The organism is Flavobacterium sp. (genome assembly GCF_044373165.1).
GTDB lineage: Bacteria > Bacteroidota > Bacteroidia > Flavobacteriales > Flavobacteriaceae > Flavobacterium.
In genome coordinates this window covers 16,345-33,986 of record NZ_JBILQL010000020.1, presented here as the reverse complement: position 1 = coordinate 33,986, position 17,642 = coordinate 16,345, and the positions used below count along the sequence as shown (strand labels likewise).

Here is a 17,642-nt window from a genome sequence, read left to right as displayed (position 1 = left end):
AGGTTTTTACAAACCAATGGGTGTTTCAGGAGACACATTACGAGAAGCTTTATTAGCGCTTCGCCCCGAAATTTACGGCAGTATAGCCGAAGAAAAAGTAGAATTGAACGGTTTACTTTATGTTATTGAAAGACTTCCGATTGGCATTGAAGAGTGTCGTTACATTAACTTGACTTCGGATGAAGGTTACTCTAAATCACACTTCAAAGCCATTATTCCGCCCAAACGAAGAAGAAATTGTTATCGTATTGATGAAGAGCAAATGAACGTGGAAATTACCCGCGGACGTTCGGATATTTATGATATTATGACGCATTTGACTTTTATTTTCATCGAATCACACAAGATTAAAGATAGAGTGTTAATTGACGACGAAGGAAGAATTTCGCGTGATTGGCAAAAATTGGAGCAAGCCGCTTTGCAGGCCAAAAAATTAAATCAGGTTGATAAAGAAAAAGCCATTTCGCATGCGGCTAATGTTTTGGGAAGAACTTTTGCAGAGGTTTTAGACATTTATGAAGCCTTTGGTACAACCGAAAAACCGGATCGTTTTTTACATGTTATTTATTGGTTGGGAAAACTAGCCATTGAAGAAGTGCTGGACAATAACAAAAGAACCATCACTTTTAGTCCGATTCTCAGAGAGCGCCTTGGCCATCACATTCACGGTGAAATTTGGGCCAACAATATTAAAGAGGTATTACATCAAAACAATTTACTGGATAGACCTATTCACATCATTAGCGCTAACATGCATTCGGTGATGAATTCTATATTTGCTCAAGGTGTTCTTGGCGCTAAATACAAAGGAAAATCAGAATACCAAATGTATGAAGATTTGAGTGCTTCAGGCAGCAAAGATTTGAGAAGTAAAGTGGAAGATTTTGCTCTGAAACAAGGCATGATTTCTTTACCGGATGCATCGGGAACCAACATCGACGTCCAAATTTTTGATACGGATAAAATAGACTTCGCAAAATCAGGATTTCCAAAGGCAAAATTCGGAAAAGACAAACCCGTAATTATTGTTATGGATTATGCTTTTGGTGAGCAAGCCTATGAAACTATAGACGAATTGTTGAAACCATATAAAAAAGGAAAGAACCATATTTTCATCAATGTGGAATCGGTTTCAATTATGGGGAAAGCCGGAATTTTGCAAGGCGGAAAAGGCGACATCATGATTCCGAATGCGCATATTAATGAAGGTACTGCGGATAATTATCCGTTTGAAAACGAGCTGACTGCCAAAATGTTTGAGGGCAATGACATTCCGGTTTTTGCCGGTCCAATGGTAACCGTTTTGGGAACTTCTTTGCAAAATAAAGATTTGTTGAAGTTTTTCCACGAATCTACTTGGGGCGCGATTGGGCTGGAAATGGAAGGAGCTTATTACCAAAAAGCAATCCAGTCGGCTTCCAGAATTCGTAAAAGTATCAACCCGAATGTAAAGGTACGTTACGCTTATTACGCCTCGGATAATCCATTAGAAACCGGCAGCACTTTGGCTTCGGGTGGTTTAGGAACAACAGGTGTTAAGCCTACCTACTTAATTACCATTAAAATATTAGAACAAATTTTTAACGTAAAATAAATTCATATGAGTGCCACACCTCAAAACACCGATAATCAGGAACTCGATTTGTCTCAGATCTCACGCAAGATTGGAGAATTTTTCGAAGGGATTTCCAACAAGATTTTCAAAGGAATTTTATTCATAAAAAGGAATATTGTTTGGGTAGGAGCTTTGTTTGTCTTGGGATTAGGATTGGGAATATACTTAGACAAAACAAACAAAGTTTATAACCATCAAATTATTGTAACTCCTAATTTTGGATCGGTTGATTATTTGTATGCCAAAGTGGATTTAATCAACTCAAAGGTCAAGGAATCCGACACTTTGTTTTTAAGAGACGTTGTAGGCATTAAAAATCCTAAGTCGTTCAAAGGGATTGAAGTTGAGCCGATAACTGATGTGTACAAATTTATCGAAAATAAAACCCAAAATTTTGAGTTGATTAAATTGTTGGCTGAAGATGGAGATATCAAAAAGATTGTCAATGAAACCTTAACCAGTAAAAATTATCCATATCATTTGATTTCTTATTCAACTAATGGTTTGACTTCGGATGAAGCCACAACAAAACCGTTGATGGCTTTTTTAAATAATTCAGAATATTTTCTAAAAGTTTATAAGGAATACAACAAGAACATCACAATAAAAATGGCTAAAAATGATTCCATTATTTCTCAAATTGATGCCTTTTTGAATTCCTTTAACAATACTGTCAACGGATCTCAAAAAAGTGATAAGTTAATTTACTATAATGAGAATTCACAATTGGGCGACATCATCAAAACCAAGGATGCCTTGTTAAATGAACAAGGAATTCATCGTTTAGAATTGGTAAATTTGGATAAGATTATCAAGGACAGCAGTATCACACTTAACATTAAGAACACCAAGAAAATCAATGGAAAAATGAAATTGGTTTTACCCTTGTTTTTTGTCGGGATGTTTATTTTCTTTAGCTTTTTGAAAAGGTATTATAATAATCAAATGGCCAAGATAAAAGTTTAATTTATGAAGGGAATTATTTTAGCCGGTGGTTCGGGAACTCGATTACATCCGTTAACTTTAGCAGTCAGCAAACAATTGATGCCTATATATGATAAGCCGATGATTTATTATCCGTTATCTACCTTAATGTGGTCGGGTATCAGAGAAATTTTAATCATATCCACGCCACATGATTTGCCTTTGTTCAGACAGTTGTTGGGAGACGGCAGTAATTTAGGTTGTCGGTTTGAATACGCCGTACAAGAAAATCCAAACGGATTGGCTGAAGCATTTATTATTGGAAAAGAGTTTATCGGAAACGACAAGGTTGCATTAGTTCTTGGGGATAATATTTTTTACGGTACCGGATTGTCAGAATTGCTTTTGGCTAATAATAACCCGAACGGTGGCGTTATTTATGCCTATCATGTTCACGATCCTGAGCGCTATGGCGTAGTTGATTTTGATGCAAACGGCAATGTGCTTTCTATTGAAGAAAAACCGGAAAAACCCAAATCTAATTTTGCAGTACCCGGAATTTATTTTTATGATAATGAAGTGGTTGAGATAGCCGCCAACATCAAACCAAGCCATCGCGGTGAATTGGAAATTACAGATATCAATAAAGAATATCTTCAGAGAGGTAAATTAAAAGTGAGTATTCTAGACAGAGGAACCGCTTGGTTAGATACCGGAACTTTTAATTCTCTAATGCAAGCCAGTCAGTTTGTTCAGGTTATTGAAGAAAGACAAGGATTGAAAATTGGCGCTATTGAAGAAGCGGCCTATAAAATGGGCTTTATTAATGCCGATCAATTGAAAAAATTAGCCCAGCCGTTGTTAAAAAGCGGTTATGGAAATCACCTGTTAAGTTTGATTTAATGAATTTTATTCCTACAAAGCTGGAAGGTTGTTTTGTCCTCGAACCCAAAATTATTTTGGATGAAAGAGGCTATTTTATGGAAAGCTTTAATGAGCAAACGTTCCAAAAAGGAATTGGGAAACAAATTCATTTTGTGCAAGACAACCAATCGTATTCTTCAAAAGGTGTTTTACGCGGATTGCACTACCAAACCGATGAACATGCACAAGCTAAATTGGTAAGGGTTTTACAAGGCGAGGTTTTAGATGTAGCGGTTGATATTCGTCCGGATTCGCCTACTTATGGCCAATATGAATCAGTAATATTATCGGGAGAAAATCAAAAACAATTTTTTATTCCTCGTGGTTTTGCACACGGTTTTTTGGTGCTGAGTGATACCGCGACCTTTTTTTATAAGTGTGATAATTTTTATAATAAAGAAAGCGAAGGCGGTATAAAATACAACGATCCAACCATAGGCGTAAATTGGAATTTTCCTTCTCAAGCCCTGATCATTTCCGAAAAAGATAAAATCCAACCCTTATTGCAAAACGCTAAAAAAGTATGGTAGTATTGGTTACAGGAAGCTCGGGACAATTAGGACAAAGTCTGCAATATGTAGCCCCTAAATACAAGGAAGTTCAATTTATTTTCTGTGCTTCAGCCGATTTGGATATTACCGATATGTTGCAATGTAAAAGTGTATTTGAAAAACACCAACCTCACTATTGTATCAACACCGCAGCATACACCGCAGTAGACAAAGCCGAAACAGAGCCCGAAAAAGCTTATGCAATTAATGTAATTGGGGCTAAAAACATAGCGGAAGTTTGTAAAGAATACAACACGGTTTTACTACACATTTCAACCGATTTTGTTTTTGATGGCACAAAAAACACACCTTATAAGGAATCAGACCTTCCCAATCCAACCGGAGTGTATGGCAAAACGAAACTTGAAGGAGAACAAGCTATTGAGCAAACTTGGGAGAAGCATTATATAGTGAGAACCTCCTGGGTGTATTCGCCATTCGGACATAACTTTATGAAAACCATGTTGCGTTTGGCTTCGGAAAGAGACACCATTTCGGTAGTGAATGACCAAATCGGTACACCAACCCATGCAGTTGACTTGGCCAATGTTTTAGTTCAAATTATTCTGGCCGACAATCGACAATCGACAACCGACAACTTCGGCATTTACCACTTCAGCAACGAAGGCCAATGTTCCTGGTATGATTTTGCCAAAAAAATATTTGAAATCAACAAGATAAGCATAAATTTACAATCCATTCCCACGGCAAGTTTTCCCACGCCTGCCAAGAGACCAAGTTATAGTGTTTTGGAGAAGTCAAAAATAAAAGCCAAATTTGGAATTTACATACAAAAATGGGAAGAGTCATTAGTTAAATACAATTCGTAGTTTACTATGAAACTTATCAACAACTAGATTATGAGTCAAGAACCTATAATATCAATAGTAAGCCCAGTTTACAGAGCTGAGAAAATAGTTGAAAATCTCGTTTCAGAAATTCAGCTGGCGATGGAACAATTAAGTGTAGCTTATGAGATAATTCTAGTTGATGATAGAAGTCCTGACAATTCTTGGGAAGTAATGAAGTCCCTTTCGGCAAGGCATAACAACATAAAGTCAATTAGGTTGAGTAGAAATTTTGGACAACATCCGGCAATTATGGCGGGCTTGTCTAAAACATCTGGAGAATGGGTGGTAGTAATGGATTGTGATTTACAGGATCAGCCTAAAGAAATTGTGAAGTTATATCAAAAAGCTACAGAGGGGTTCGAAGTGGTATTAGCAAGAAGAGTAAAAAGGGCAGATAGTTTTTTCAAAAAATTATCCTCTAAAATTTTTTCAAAGGCATTTAGTTTTTTTACGGACACAGAATACAATAATGAAGTAGCCAATTATGGAATTTACCACAGAAAAGTGATTTTATCTATTTTGGAAATTACCGATTACATTAAGTTTTTTCCACTTTTTGTAAATTTTGTTGGTTTTAAATCAACCACAGTTACTGTAGAACATGCCTTCCGTGGGGAAGGAAAGTCCAGTTATAGTTTTTCTAAACTAATTAGCTTAGCTTTTAATACTATAATTTCATTTTCCAACAAACCGTTAAAGATGTTTGTAAAATTTGGCATGCTAATTTCATTTATCTCAATACTTTTTGGAGTTTACAACCTTTATGAAGCGTTAACTAACAGGATTGCTGTTCTTGGCTACAGTTCGTTGATAGTCTCTATTTGGTTCTTGTCAGGAGTCATCATAACAACCATTGGAGTAACAGGAATTTATGTTGGTAAAATTTTCGATCAAACCAAAAACCGCCCAGTTTTTATTATTGATGAAGTGATATGATAAGAAAAATGGAATGGGATTCGACCTTTTTTGGGTTGAGAGTAGGTGAGCTTGATTTTAATGAGAGTCAATATTTTATTAATGAGGCAGATTATGATTTGTTATATGTGGTTTCAAACGATGATTTTAATTTAAAATTAAAAGGTTTTGAAAATTCTTTTTCTGAACAAAAAATAAAGTTTTATAAAGAACTCAAAGAACCACAACAACTCTCAACCAATGTGTTTTCCTTCAAAGAAACGGATGCTATCCAAGAAGTTTATGAATTGGCCTATGAAAGCGGAAAACACAGTCGGTTTTTATTGGACAGAAAGTTTGGTCATGAGAAATTTAAAGAACTCTATCAACGCTGGATTGACAATTCTATTTCAGGAAAATTTGCGGATGACGTTTTATTGTATAAAATTCAAGAAAAATCAGTTGGTTTATTAACCTACAAAACAATAGATAAAAAAGCCTTTGTCGGATTAATTGCTGTTTCGTCCCAACAACAGGGAAAGGGAATAGGCGGAATCTTGCTTAAGCATTTAGAAGGATTTTTGTATAATAAAGGAATAGAAAGTTTAACAATACCGACTCAACATCAAAATAAACAAGCGTGTTACTTTTATAACAAACTAGGTTATTCAATTTCCGAACAAACTTACATCAAACATTATTGGAAGATAAATGATACCATTTAATAAACCCTTTCTAACAGGAAAAGAAACATCATATATTGAAGAGGCTGTAAAATCAGGTAAAATATCCGGTAACGGAGAATTTACTAAGAAATGTCAGTCTTTTTTCGAATCAAATTTCGGAATAAAAAAAGCACTTCTAACAACATCTTGCACAGACGCTTTGGAAATGGCTGCCATTTTAATCGACATTAAAGAAGGTGATGAGGTTATTATGCCATCTTATACTTTTGTCTCTACAGCTAATGCATTTGTTTTGAGAGGGGCAAAAATAGTATTTGCAGACAGTAGGAAAGATCATCCTAATATCGATGAGACCAAATTGGAAGCTTTGATTACATCCAAAACAAAAGCCATCGTTCCGGTACATTACGCGGGTATAGCTTGTGAAATGGACACCATAATGGATTTGGCTCGCAAATACAATTTGTATGTAATTGAAGATTCAGCTCAAGCCATAGACAGTTATTATACAGATAAAAAAGGAGTTAAAAGAGCGTTAGGTTCAATTGGGCATTTGGCTGCTTTTTCCTTTCATGAAACTAAAAATATTATTTCCGGAGAAGGAGGACTATTAGCCATTAATGATGTTAAATTTATTGAGAGAGCTGAAATTATTTGGGAAAAAGGCACTAACAGATCCTCATTTTTTAGAGGAGAAGTGGATAAATACGGTTGGGTGGACATAGGAAGTTCTTTTTTACCTTCTGAAATTATTGCAGCATTTTTGTGGGCCCAACTGGAAAACCTTGAAAAAATTCAAACAAAGAGAAGAGCTATTTGGAACAGCTATTTTGACCAATTGAATGAATGGGCTTATTCAAATAAAATAGAATTGCCTAAAATTTTAAATGGAGCCAGCAATAATGCTCATATGTTTTATTTGGTTTGTCATAGTTTAGAACAAAGAACTAAACTATTGGCCCACTTAAAACAAAACAATATTTTAGCGGTTTTCCATTATATTAGCTTACACAAAAGCCCATTTTATCAATCTAAACACCAAGGTGGAGATTTACCCGAAACAGATAGATTTACAGACTGTTTGTTGCGATTACCCTTGTTTTTTGAATTAGACAGCCAAAAAGTGATAAATGCCCTAACAAACAAAATAGACTAAATTATTCGAAATACAATTTAGCACCTTTTTCCTGTCCTAATTTTACAACAACAATACCATTGAACATTCTAATCGATTCATGATTTGGCCATGAAGGCATTTTAGCAATGGAATCTTTTACCAAATCAAGTTCTTCTTTAGTATCAATCATTTTATATTCGGCTATATCAGTTTCTTTAAAAAAATTGACTAGTCTGTAATTATCCGCAGAGTTTGCCCAATTAAAAATCGAACCTCCGAAAACCTCACTGTTTTCTATTCTAAATTTTTGATGATACTCATAAGGGAAGTAGCCGTAAAAGTAAATGTTTTTCTCAGTTGTATAAAAATCAGGATATTTTGTTTGTATAATATTGTCTATTTTTTCAGCGGTCCTTTTGTCGTTGGTGTAAATTCTATTGGCAGTATGAAAAAGGTTGGTTATAAAGTAAATATTTATGACAGTTATCAAGACTACTGCTGTTTTGGCACTGCTTTTTTGGTTTATCTTAAGATAGTTTAGAGAAAAAACAATCACAAAAGCAAAAACAAGACCAGACGTTACATAAAGACGCGGAGGATGATAGCCATTAGTAATGGCAAAAGACATTATATATGGTAAAAGTAAAATTAAAAACAAGGATAGAAAACGGACTACAACAAATCTTTTGTTTACAAAAAAACGAACAAATACTATCAAACTCAATAAACTTGCAGCAGCAAAGAATCTTTCCCCATAATAGAAACTTCCAATAAGGTTTTTATACCAAATGGAAAGAAATTCAAAAAAATGATTGTTTGAATCGCCGGATACAAAAGAAGAAAGATAGGAACTATTTTCCATTGGAGGACAAATTATTTTCACAGATAAATAATAAAAAATAAATGAAATAATTAATAATCCACCTTTAAACAACAACCTTTTCATTCCTGCTTTTAAATTAAAAGAATCTTCAAAAGTGCTTTGCAAAAAGAGAATCACACAAAGTGTTACTAAAACCATTAAGAATGCCTGATATAAAGAAATTGTAAAAACACATATCAAAACTCCTGATAAGAGTAAAACTATTTTTCTTGTTATCGCTTTGGAATTTAATCCTTCCGTGAATAATTCAATGGCTAATACAGACAGAAAAACGCCTAGTCCTGCAATAACCGACATCATACCAAAGACAACCTGATAAGCTATTTGAGGAAAGGTTACAAATAATCCACAAAACAGATAGGCAGAAACAATTTCAAACCTAAATAATTTTGACATTCGTACGGCTGCAATACTAAAAAAAAATAAACCTAACAGTAATGAAAAATATGGTAAATGACCCTTAAAGATGTGAAACACTATTAAGTTTTGTCCCCATCTGCCCAAATCCATTCCAAAATCAGCTAATATGGGAATTTCGTTATCTACACTTAGAGTATAGTTTGAAAGTGCAAATCCGTAAGCTAATACAGACAAAATAAATGTAAAAGAGTACAGTTTAAAGTTGTTTTCAAAATCTTTTTTTAACGAGTCATTCATATACAAAATAAGGTTTAAGTTTGCGTAAAAATAATAATTAAAGTTGCATTCTATTATTAATATAGTTTAATTTGCAAAAAAAAATATTAAATTATGAAATACAATCATTTATTAGTTTTGTTCTTTTGTTGCTTTTGTATAGTTGGTTGTAAAGATACTACTACTGACAAATCAGAAGGAACTTCAGTAGAGCAGAAAGCAGAGGAACCATTTACAGCAACATTAAAGTTCGTAGCCAAAAAAAGCGATGATTTTTGTATGTTATATACTGAAGATGGAACAATAAATTTTGGTGAAAAAGGGGTGTGGAAAGCAATTGAAGGAAGTGAAAATGAGCAAGAGGTTACCTTTGTACTCCCTGCAGATGAATACCCAACTCAGCTAAGATTTGACTTAGGGATGAAAAAAGATCAGGAAGACATTATTGTTAAAGGTATTAAATTGCTGTATCATGGTAAAACCTTCGAAGCGTATGGATCAAAATTTTGGTCTTTCTTTAGAGCCGATGAAAACCAATGTACCGCAGATGTAAATACGGGTCTTGTTAAGGCAGTTGTAAAGGATGGTGAAAGAAAAAACGCTTCTTTATATCCTCAAAGTACTTTAAAACAAGAAATAGAAAATTTAGCAAAATAAATCATATTATAACACAAAAAAAACTACAAATTGAGATTCAGTTTGTAGTTTTTTATTTTAAAAACATTCCTAATTATTGCTTAGAAACATTGTTTATATATTCAAAAACCAACAGAATACCAACTTATTAGTTTATGGTATAGGGCAGTTCTTTAATTTGGTAACACCGATATTGGTAGTTCCTTACATTGTGTCGGTATGCAGTGAAGAGGGGTACGGTAAAATTGGAGTAGGATTGGCCGTCTCCTTTTTTATGATGGTTTTTATCGATTATGGCTCAGATATTTTGGGCGTTAAAGAAGTTTCTGTAAACAGAGATAATATAAAGGCACTTGAAAAAATATTCATCACGATTTATTCGGCTAAGCTTTTTTTGTTGTTTTTGGTGCTTATTTTGGTATCGATTATATTCATTACGGTCCCTTATTTTTCACAGGAAAAAAAGCTCTTTTTTTGGGGATTACCCATATTGATAGGACAATTTCTCAATCCTACTTGGTTCTTGCAAGGTATTGAGAATTTCAAATGGATTACAATTTCTAATATTGCATCCAAGGTTGTTTATGTTGTTGCGATTTTTGGTTTTATACACAATCCGTCCGACTATGTTTATAACAATCTTTTTTGGGGATTGGGAATGATAATCGCTAATGGATTCTTTTTTATTTGCCTTTTAAAGCAATACTCTTTTTCTTTTCAAAAAACAAAAATGGCAGATGTGACAGCGTATTTGAAAACCAACTTTTCAATGTTTTCTTCACAGATTTTTGTATCTCTACAAATGTATTTTCCGATTGTTTTGGTCAGCTATTTTGGAAACAATACGATGGCCGGACAATTTAAAATCATCGATCAGATTATAGTAATTTTTAAAACGTATCTTTTACTTTTTTTCAATTTTGTCTATCCGAGAGTTTGCTTTTTATTAGGTAAAAACACAAGAGAGGCGCTTAGTTTTTGGAAAATTTATAATGGTTTAAATACGGTTTTTATTATTATTTCTTTGGGAATCATAGGATTGTTTTCAAACAAAATAGTTGGTTATTTTAACCCAAAAGGAGTTATAGAAATAAGTAATTTGTTAAAAATTGCTGTCTTGATTCCTATAGCTCAAAGCATAACTATTCCTCTTAAACAGTTGGTTTTAGGATGTAACAAGCAAAATGAATACGTCAGAACCACTATGTTAATTGCCGTCACCAGCCTTACAACTATTGCAATAATTACTCCATTTTACAGTGTTCTTGGGGTTTTATTATCATTGATTTTCACCGAAGTTATTACTGCTGCGATGTATTACAGAATCATTAAAAGAGATTTATTTGTTAGAACAAGTTAAAAACTAATTGTATTTTTGAAACATCTACAAACTATGTTTTTAAATGATTAAAAATCTTTTCAAAAAAATGCTTATTAAGTCTGGGAAAAATTATCATATTGATGATAGAATCCCCAATAAGTTGGTGTATTTGGTTTTTTACACTCGTGCCATAATGTTGGTTAGAGGCTATTTAAAAACTGGAAAAAAAATCTTTATAGGGAAAAACACCAAAATCATTAATTCAAAGAATATTGATTTTGGTAAAAGCGTAACCATAGCCAAGCATTGTTTTTTAGACGGTTTCTCGAAAGAGAAAATTGTTTTTGGGGATTGTGTAAAAATTGGTGCTTACTCCACACTAACTTCAACAAGTCATTTTTCTAAATACGGAAAAGGGTTAAAAATAGGAAACAACTCTGCTGTTGGACAATTTACAGAGTTTGGGGCGGCTGGCGGGATTGAAATAGGCAACGATGTTATTATGGGGTCTTATGTGAGTTTTCATTCAGAGAATCATAATTTTTCCGATACAGAAATACTCATTAGGGAGCAAGGGGTAACATCAAAAGGAATAAAATTGGGCAACAATATTTGGGTTGGTGCCAAAGTTACTTTTTTAGATGGTTGCGTAGTGGGTAACAATTCAGTAGTAGCTGCAGGAGCTGTTGTAAACGGTATTTTCCCCGATAATGTAGTCATAGGCGGTGTTCCGGCAAAAATTATTAAAAACTTAGCCGAATGAAAGTTACGCTTCCTAAGGATTTTATCTATCAAATTTTACTTTTTGTAAGTGTATTTGTGCCCTATCTTAACAATTATGAGTTAACTTTTTGTGTTTGGTCTTTAGCAACATTAATAACTTTTCAAAATAAATTATCTCTTGAAATACTTAAACATCTTGCATGTTATATTAGTATTTTTTTGATTGCTGTTTTTTCATCTTTTTGGTATGACCACGAGGCATACTTTATCATTAGAGATATTACTTATATATCAAAACCTATAATAGGATTATTGCTTGGCTATCAATTAGCCAAAAAATTAAATGCAAAAACCCTCAAAGTTGTTGTTATAATTGGCTTGCTGATAGCGTGTTATCACATTTATATTATTCTTTATTCTGTATTATTTTATTCGGTTTCAAATATAAATGAACTAAGATATTTTGCGGGGTTTTTCAGTGATTTTGAAGTTTATACATTAATTTTATTAGTATTTCACGATAAGTTTGAATTACATTATCCAAGAAAAAAACTAATTCTTTATATCATTCTGATTGGCTTTTCAACCTTTATGTATTTAGCAAGAACTAATTTTATTCAGTTTTTAATCTTGTTAATTGCCATGAAAGGATTTTTAAAGATTAATGTAAAATCCATTACTGTTTTGGCTTCAATAGTTTTGTTAAGTATCATTGGATATGCCACCATATTGTATATAAATCCTAAAAGAAATGGTGAAGGATTAGAAGCTTTTTTATATAAAATAAAAGTTGCCCCAATAGAACCTTTTAAGACAAAAATAAAAAGAGATGATTGGAAAGATTTTAATGACAATTATCGTTCCTATGAAAACATTATGACCGTTAGGCAAATGACAAACGATGGATATAAATCACTTATTTTTGGACAGGGGCTGGGTTCTCAAATTGACTTAAAACAAAAGTTAATGTTGGGTGATATGGAGTTAAGATTTATTTCTATTTTGCACAATGGATTTATGACGGTATTGTTAAAGTCAGGATTAATAGGTGTTATTCTTCTAATAATTTCTATCTATTTGATTTTCATTAAAAAAAAATCTCAAATACCATTAGTCAATAATCTAAACCTTCTTATGATTGGTTCCGGGGTTTATATGATAGTTTCCTATTGGGTGTTTATGGGATATTATTTTGCAGCGGATACAAAATCCATTTTTTTCGGATTGATAATTTGTTACAGGGAATTAGTTTTAAAAGAAAGTAAAGTTAAGAACGAATATGACTAACATTCTTTTTATTCATCAATCTGCGGATTTATACGGTTCTGATAAGACGCTCTTGTTATTACTGTCAAGAATTGATCGAACAAAATTCAATCCTATAGTTGTTATTCCGTTCGACGGGCCTTTGAAAGAAGAGTTGGAGAAGATTGACATTAATGTGGTTGTAGCACCGGTACTAAAGTTGTACCGTAAAATGTTTACCCCAAAAAATTTATTTCTCTTTTTTAAACAATACAAAAAAGCATTGGCCACTCTTGATGAATTGCACCGAGAACATCAATTTAAATTGATTTATTCCAACACACTTGCCGTTTTGCTGGGGATGATTTATGCAAAAAAAAGGAATATAAAACACCTTTGGCATGTCCATGAAATAATTGTTCATCCCAAACCAATTGCTTATATCTTTCCAAAGCTTTTAAAAAGATTTGCAGAGGTAGTTGTTTGTAATTCTAAAGCAACTTTAGCCAATTTGACCCTAAGAGAACCTGTTTTAACGTCAAAATCAATTGTTATTCACAATGGTCTAAAACCCAATCATGAACCTTTCAAATCTATTTCCAAAAAAGAGTTAGGCTTTGAGGAGCAAGATGTGATCATCACCTTAATCGGAAGAATCAACCGATTAAAAGGACACAAATGGTTACTCGATACTTATTTAAAGCATTTGCATAAAAAGAGCCACTGTAAATTGTTGTTTGTGGGTTCGCCTGTGGTAGGTCAAGAATACTACTTAGAAGAAATCATATCGATTATCGAAAATAATAATCTTTCAGAAGAGGTAAAAATAATTGATTTCACTATGGATTTGCGACCGATATTAGAGATAACGGATGTCGTAACAGTGCCCTCTACCGAAGCGGAATCGTTCGGATTAGTGGCCTTAGAGGCCATGCTGGCCGAAAAACCGGTCGTAGGCTCAAACCATGGCGGTTTAACAGAAATTATAGTTGAAGAGATTACTGGCTTTTTGGTTGAACCCAACCATGAAACAGCGTTAGCATCGGCCTTAAAAAATCTCGCAGAAAGCCCCGATTTAAGAAAGCAATTCGGTCAAGCCGGTTACCAAAGAGCTATCAATACTTTTTCCGAAGAACAATACATTCGAAATTTCGAGGCCTTGTTTACGCGTCTTACTTAAACCCTGAACTTTATCTTTTTTCAATTCTATTTTTCCTATTTTTGACACCTGAAAAAAGGAGTCAATGAAAATAGCCATACTAGGAACTCGTGGTGTACCCAATTATTACGGTGGTTTTGAACAGTTCGCTGAATTTTTTTCAGTCTACTTAGTGCAAAAAGGCCACGAAGTATATTGTTATAATTCTCATGATCATCCGTTTCAGGAAAAATCTTTTCACGGGGTTAACATCATTCACCAATATGATCCGGAATACAAATTAGGAACCTTTGGCCAATTCATCTATGACTACAATTGTATCATGGATTCCCGCAAAAGAGACTTTGATATCATTCTCCAATTAGGCTATACCAGTAATTCTATCTGGTGTTTTTTGTTGCCCAAAAAATCCATCACCATCACCAATATGGATGGCTTAGAATGGAAACGAACCAAATATTCCAAACCGGTACAGCAGTTTTTGAAATTTGCCGAAAGATTGGCTGCAGTAAGCAGCGACTTTTTGGTTTCAGATTCTATTGGAATCCAGAAATTTCTAAAGGCTAAATACAAGAAAGAGTCAACCTATATTGCCTATGGCGCCCATCCGTTTGACAATCCTGATGAGTCTATACTGAAAGAGTACGGTTTAGAAAAAGAGCAATACAATATGATTATGGCTCGTTTTGAACCCGAGAACAATTTAGATATGGTTTTGGAAGGCGTGGCCATGAACGAAGATAAAACGCCAATATTAGTCATAGGCAAACACGAGACCAAATATGGTGAATATCTTAAAAATAAATACAAATCACATGAAAACATTAGTTTTTTAGGCGGAATTTACAACTTGGAACACCTCAATAATTTGCGTTATTTTTCGAATTTGTATTTCCACGGACACTCGGTTGGAGGAACTAACCCGTCACTTTTAGAAGCCATGGCGTCAAAAGCCTTAGTCATTGCGCACAATAACGATTTTAATAAAGGCATTCTAAAAACCAACAGCTACTATTTTTCCAACGCTCAAGAGGTCAAAAATATTCTCAATACTATCAAAAAAAATGATAACTTGCAATTGGTTCAAAATAACTACGATGCCATCGTCAACGAATTTAATTGGGAAAAAATAAATGGGCAATATTTACAACTATTTGAAGACTGTTTTTCAAAATCTCCTAAAAGAAAATCAAAACAATAGTTCTTTTCTTCCAACCCTTTTATTATTAGTTACTATTCCGTTGCTCTATGCGGCCAATAATATTGCCTTAGGTTTGTTTATGGTATTTGCAATTATTGGGTTTAAGAAAAGCAATTTTTATTGGCAAACTTCGTTGTTGCTTCCAATCGGGTTGTATTTACTGATGGTCATTTCTTATGGCTGGTCAATCGATCCAAAAAGCACCCTAACAGCCTTGTCTAAAGAATTACCATTGCTCCTAATCCCTTTTGGATTCTTACTAATGAAAAATTTTACCCGTGAACAAAAGGTAAAAATCGTATCGGTTTACAGCTATTCGATGGTTTTATTAACGGGCTTTTTTTTAGCCAGAGCAGCAATACGGTATCTTATTACTTTAGATTCTAGAGTCTTTTTCTATCACGGAACCAACGAAGACGATTTTGGATTAGTACCTAAGTTATTGAATGCTATTCACGTCTCTGTTTTTGTAGGGGTTGCCTTTTTTTACTTTTTTACTAAAGAAAAGAAAAGCAAATTGGATACTGTTTTTTCATTACTTCTTTTTGGATTTACACTATTGCTGTCTTCTAAAAATATCATTTTAATGGTCATACTATTATCCTTGATACAGGTGTTCTTTTTTTCCAAATCAGCTCACAAATTGCGCTTGCGAAATTTAATTGTTTTTGGATTATTAATTGCGTTGGTGTTTTCTGTGGGAAGAATAAAACACCGTTTTCAAGTAGAATTTCAAACCAATACCGATAAAAGTTTAAGCGCTAATGTAATCGAAGGAGTACCACAAGGCGTTCATTATGTTAGCTTAAAAGAAGCTTGGACAAACGAAATATTCACGCCTAACGATTATTTTCCGGGGACAGCATTCAGAGTATATCAATTCCGAATTTTTACCGAGCTACTTCAAGAAGAAGCCCTATTTTTTAAAGGATTGGGATTGAATGCGTCAACGCCTAAAATTCAAGAAAAAGCCCAACAATATAATTTGTTTATGGGTTACGACGGAACAGAAGGTTACCAAACCAAAAACTTTCACAATCAATATGTTCAAAATTTTGCCGAATTGGGTTTTTTTGGTTTTATGATATTGTTGTGTATGTTGATAATTAACGTAAAAAACGCATACCATTCTAAAGATTTTGTGCATTTTGCTTTCGCAATTCTAATGATAAGTTTATTTTTGACCGAATCATTTTTGTGGCGACAAAGAGGAGTGGTTTTTTTCACTTTACTTTATTGCCTTTTTAATAGTGGAATTTCGCTTAAGAAATCCGAACCTGACCAAGTTGTATGAAAAGAATATTAATTACCGGAGCCGCAGGTTTTTTAGGTTCTCATTTGTGTGATCGTTTTATTGTCGAAGGATACTTTGTGATTGGAATGGATAATTTAATCACAGGAGATTTAAAAAATATCGAGCACTTGTTTAAAGACAAGAACTTTGAGTTTTACCATCATGATGTAACTAAGTTTGTACATGTTCCCGGAAAATTGGATTATATCCTTCATTTTGCTTCACCGGCCAGCCCGATAGATTATTTAAAAATTCCGATACAAACCTTAAAAGTGGGTTCTTTGGGAACGCATAATCTCTTAGGTTTAGCCAGGGTAAAAAAAGCCAGAATATTAATAGCTTCAACTTCTGAAGTCTACGGCGATCCGTTGGTGCATCCGCAAACTGAGGAGTATTACGGAAATGTAAATACTATCGGACCAAGAGGTGTATATGACGAAGCCAAACGCTTTCAAGAATCTATCACTATGGCTTACCACACTTTTCATGGTTTGGAAACCCGTATCGTAAGAATATTTAATACCTACGGACCAAGAATGCGATTAAACGACGGTCGTGTGATTCCGGCTTTTATAGGTCAGGCACTTCGCGGAGAAGATTTGACCATTTTTGGTGACGGAAGTCAAACCCGCTCGTTTTGCTACGTAACCGATCAGGTGGAAGGCATTTTCCGATTATTGCATTCTGATTATCCTTATCCGGTCAACATTGGTAATCCTGACGAAATCAGCATCAAAGATTTTGCCGAGGAAATCATCAAATTAACCGGCACCAATCAAAAAGTAGTGTATCATCCGCTACCCGTTAATGATCCTTTACAACGTCAACCCGATACGACTAAAGCCAAAGAATTGTTAGGCTGGGAAGCTAAGGTAAAACGTGAGGAAGGCATGAAGCTAACTTATGAATATTTCAAATCTCTTTCGAACGAAGAACTATTAAAGGAAGAGCATAAAGATTTTAAGGGATATATCCATTAGTA

Annotated in this window: 17 protein-coding genes; 16 read left to right on the top strand and 1 reads right to left on the bottom strand. The window is 33.9% G+C overall.

Annotated features, from left to right (window positions below):
* The 8 genes from ACIQ32_RS04675 to rffA all read left to right on the top strand — a co-directional run.
* Positions 1-1,594: DUF6909 family protein (locus ACIQ32_RS04675; RefSeq protein WP_396194532.1), on the top strand; the 1,594-nt coding region annotated here is incomplete at its 5' end.
* A gap of 6 nt (positions 1,595-1,600) precedes the next feature.
* On the top strand, positions 1,601-2,581 hold the full coding sequence (locus ACIQ32_RS04670; RefSeq protein WP_396194530.1) for a hypothetical protein: 981 nt from the start codon (positions 1,601-1,603) through the stop codon (positions 2,579-2,581).
* 3 nt (positions 2,582-2,584) lie between these two features.
* Positions 2,585-3,442, top strand: coding sequence for a glucose-1-phosphate thymidylyltransferase RfbA (gene rfbA / locus ACIQ32_RS04665; RefSeq protein ID WP_396194529.1), 858 nt, complete (start codon positions 2,585-2,587; stop codon positions 3,440-3,442).
* Positions 3,442-3,993 carry a dTDP-4-dehydrorhamnose 3,5-epimerase gene (rfbC, locus tag ACIQ32_RS04660; protein ID WP_396194528.1) on the top strand — a complete coding sequence of 184 codons (552 nt, stop codon included), beginning with the start codon at positions 3,442-3,444 and terminating at the stop codon, positions 3,991-3,993. The genes rfbA and rfbC overlap by 1 nt, the downstream gene beginning before the upstream one ends.
* Positions 3,987-4,844 carry a dTDP-4-dehydrorhamnose reductase gene (gene rfbD / locus ACIQ32_RS04655; protein ID WP_396194527.1) on the top strand — a complete coding sequence of 286 codons (858 nt, stop codon included), beginning with the start codon at positions 3,987-3,989 and terminating at the stop codon, positions 4,842-4,844. Before rfbC ends, rfbD begins: the two co-directional genes overlap by 7 nt.
* Positions 4,845-4,874: 30 nt before the next feature.
* Entirely contained in the window at positions 4,875-5,801 is a 927-nt protein-coding gene (locus tag ACIQ32_RS04650) for a glycosyltransferase family 2 protein (RefSeq protein WP_396194526.1), read from the top strand.
* Entirely contained in the window at positions 5,798-6,484 is a 687-nt protein-coding gene (locus ACIQ32_RS04645; protein WP_396194525.1) for a GNAT family N-acetyltransferase, read from the top strand. The genes ACIQ32_RS04650 and ACIQ32_RS04645 overlap by 4 nt, the downstream gene beginning before the upstream one ends.
* On the top strand, positions 6,471-7,601 hold the full coding sequence (rffA, locus tag ACIQ32_RS04640) for a dTDP-4-amino-4,6-dideoxygalactose transaminase (RefSeq protein WP_396194524.1): 1,131 nt from the start codon (positions 6,471-6,473) through the stop codon (positions 7,599-7,601). The genes ACIQ32_RS04645 and rffA overlap by 14 nt, the downstream gene beginning before the upstream one ends.
* A 1-nt stretch (position 7,602) precedes the next feature.
* On the opposite strand, the gene ACIQ32_RS04635 is transcribed toward rffA, so the two are convergent.
* Entirely contained in the window at positions 7,603-9,102 is a 1,500-nt protein-coding gene (locus ACIQ32_RS04635; protein ID WP_396194523.1) for a glucosyltransferase domain-containing protein, read from the bottom strand.
* Between the two features lie 93 nt (positions 9,103-9,195).
* Between ACIQ32_RS04635 and ACIQ32_RS04630 the strand changes: the two genes are divergently transcribed.
* From ACIQ32_RS04630 to ACIQ32_RS04595, 8 genes are all read left to right on the top strand, one after another.
* A complete protein-coding gene (locus ACIQ32_RS04630) occupies positions 9,196-9,738 on the top strand; it encodes a hypothetical protein (RefSeq protein WP_396194522.1) in 543 nt (180 codons plus the stop codon).
* A gap of 76 nt (positions 9,739-9,814) precedes the next feature.
* Positions 9,815-11,077: an oligosaccharide flippase family protein gene (locus ACIQ32_RS04625; protein ID WP_396194521.1), complete on the top strand. Its 1,263-nt coding sequence runs from the start codon at positions 9,815-9,817 to the stop codon at positions 11,075-11,077.
* A gap of 67 nt (positions 11,078-11,144) precedes the next feature.
* Positions 11,145-11,801, top strand: a complete 657-nt coding sequence (locus ACIQ32_RS04620) for an acyltransferase (RefSeq protein ID WP_396194520.1) — start codon at positions 11,145-11,147, stop codon at positions 11,799-11,801.
* Positions 11,798-13,048, top strand: coding sequence for a hypothetical protein (locus ACIQ32_RS04615; protein ID WP_396194519.1), 1,251 nt, complete (start codon positions 11,798-11,800; stop codon positions 13,046-13,048). Before ACIQ32_RS04620 ends, ACIQ32_RS04615 begins: the two co-directional genes overlap by 4 nt.
* Positions 13,041-14,186, top strand: a complete 1,146-nt coding sequence (locus ACIQ32_RS04610; RefSeq protein ID WP_396194518.1) for a glycosyltransferase family 4 protein — start codon at positions 13,041-13,043, stop codon at positions 14,184-14,186. Before ACIQ32_RS04615 ends, ACIQ32_RS04610 begins: the two co-directional genes overlap by 8 nt.
* A gap of 64 nt (positions 14,187-14,250) precedes the next feature.
* The gene (locus tag ACIQ32_RS04605; RefSeq protein WP_396194517.1) at positions 14,251-15,366 is read left to right on the top strand and encodes a DUF1972 domain-containing protein; all 1,116 of its coding nucleotides are present in this window, start codon (positions 14,251-14,253) and stop codon (positions 15,364-15,366) included.
* Positions 15,299-16,660 carry an O-antigen ligase family protein gene (locus ACIQ32_RS04600; protein ID WP_396194516.1) on the top strand — a complete coding sequence of 454 codons (1,362 nt, stop codon included), beginning with the start codon at positions 15,299-15,301 and terminating at the stop codon, positions 16,658-16,660. The genes ACIQ32_RS04605 and ACIQ32_RS04600 overlap by 68 nt, the downstream gene beginning before the upstream one ends.
* Positions 16,657-17,640 (top strand): UDP-glucuronic acid decarboxylase family protein, encoded by a 984-nt coding sequence (locus ACIQ32_RS04595; RefSeq protein WP_396194515.1) that lies wholly within the window; start codon positions 16,657-16,659, stop codon positions 17,638-17,640. The genes ACIQ32_RS04600 and ACIQ32_RS04595 overlap by 4 nt, the downstream gene beginning before the upstream one ends.
* Positions 17,641-17,642 lie beyond the last annotated feature (2 nt).